The sequence below is a fragment of the Bradyrhizobium zhengyangense genome (assembly GCF_022012435.1).
Classification (GTDB): domain Bacteria; phylum Pseudomonadota; class Alphaproteobacteria; order Rhizobiales; family Xanthobacteraceae; genus Bradyrhizobium; species Bradyrhizobium zhengyangense.
On the sequence record NZ_JAKLUA010000075.1, the window covers coordinates 1 to 1,530 of the forward strand.

Here is a 1,530-nt window from a genome sequence, read left to right on the forward strand (position 1 = left end):
CGAGTTCGTCGACATCACCGGATTCCATCGCAAACATGCGATGCGTCTACTTCGAGGCCAGGAAGACGTAAGCGCAGGCCGACGGGCGCGACGTCGGATCTATAATGAGGCGGAACACAACGCGCTCGTGCTGCTTTGGGAGGCGTCAGACCGGATCTGCGGGAAGCGGCTGAAGGCGTTAATGCCTGCGCTGATTGAAGCGATGGAACGGCACGGCCACCTCGACCTTGCTCCCGAGATCCGCGACAAACTTTTGGCAATGAGTGCTGCGACGATCGACCGCGCGTTGGCACGGGTCCGAGAAGGATTAGGTCGCAAGCGCCGACGGCACGCGACGCACTCGTTGCGTCGCAGTATTCCAATACGGACGTCGGCAGATTGGAACGATCCGGCGCCGGGGTTCGTCGAGGCTGACCTTGTAGCGCATAGCGGTCTATCGGCGCGCGGCAGCTTCATCCAGACCCTCGTGCTCACCGACATTGCTACCGGCTGGACGGAGTGCGCTCCTCTGATCGTGCGCGAACAAACACTGTTGAGCACGGTGTTGACGGAATTGCGCAAACAATTGCCTTTTGCGCTGGTCGGCCTCGATACGGACAATGATACGGTGTTCATGAATGAGACGCTGAAAGCCTACTGCGATGCGGCCAACATCGTCTTCACGCGTTGCCGGCCCTACCGGAAGAACGACCAGGCGTTCGTCGAGCAGAAGAACGGTGCCGTCGTGCGCAGGATGGTCGGCTATCGTCGGCTCGAGGGCCTGGAAGCGGCCAAGCTGCTGGCTGAACTCTATCGATCGGCGCGGCTGTTCGTGAACTTCTTCCAACCCTCATTCAAACTGATGGCCAAGCAGCGCGACGGTGCTCGTGTGCGTAAGACATACAGCGCACCGGCAACGCCACACCAGCGCTTGGCCGCCGACGCCCGCACGCCCGATGCGATTCGTCACCATCTCCAAGAAATCTATGCCGCTCTCGACCCGGTCGCGTTGTTGCGCGACATCCGCGGCGCGCAGGAACGCCTCGCGGCGCTCGCTGATACGCAGCCAATCGCCCATCCTGCTGCGGCATCGCAACCGATCGATCTCTTCCTGGCAAGCCTACGAACCGCCTGGAAAGACGGAGCTATGCGACCGACGGATCGGCCAATCGTGAAAGCGAAAAGAGGCCGGCGGCGTCCCGACCCGCTCATCCGGGCAACGCTAGATTTGCGAAAATGGTTTGAAGCCGAGCCTTGGCGGACTGGTAGCGAACTGCTCTCCCGGTTGCAGGCGGAATATCCTGGAGCCTATCCGAACAAGCTTCTTCGAACGCTTCAGCGTAGGCTTAAATCCTGGCGCAGCGAGCAAGCGAACGCGTTGTTGTTCGTTCCTACGGAGGAAACGCTGCTGGGGCATGAGGTCACAACAACCCAATGATGTGGCAGACGCCAGCGGAGGAGGCCGGGCGCTCCGAAACCCCGGCCATCTCCGCACCCGGCCTCCTCCTCAACCCAAGCCGGGAGCAAAATAAATGAGGCAACCGATCGCAC

The 1,530-nt window shown here is 61.0% G+C and carries 1 protein-coding gene; it reads left to right on the forward strand.

Translation table 11 applies throughout. The annotated features are described in order from the left end of the window. Window positions 1–1,417: ISNCY family transposase (locus tag L6637_RS42210; RefSeq protein ID WP_237867367.1), on the forward strand; the 1,417-nt coding region annotated here is incomplete at its 5' end. Between the last annotated feature and the right edge of the window lie 113 nt (window positions 1,418–1,530).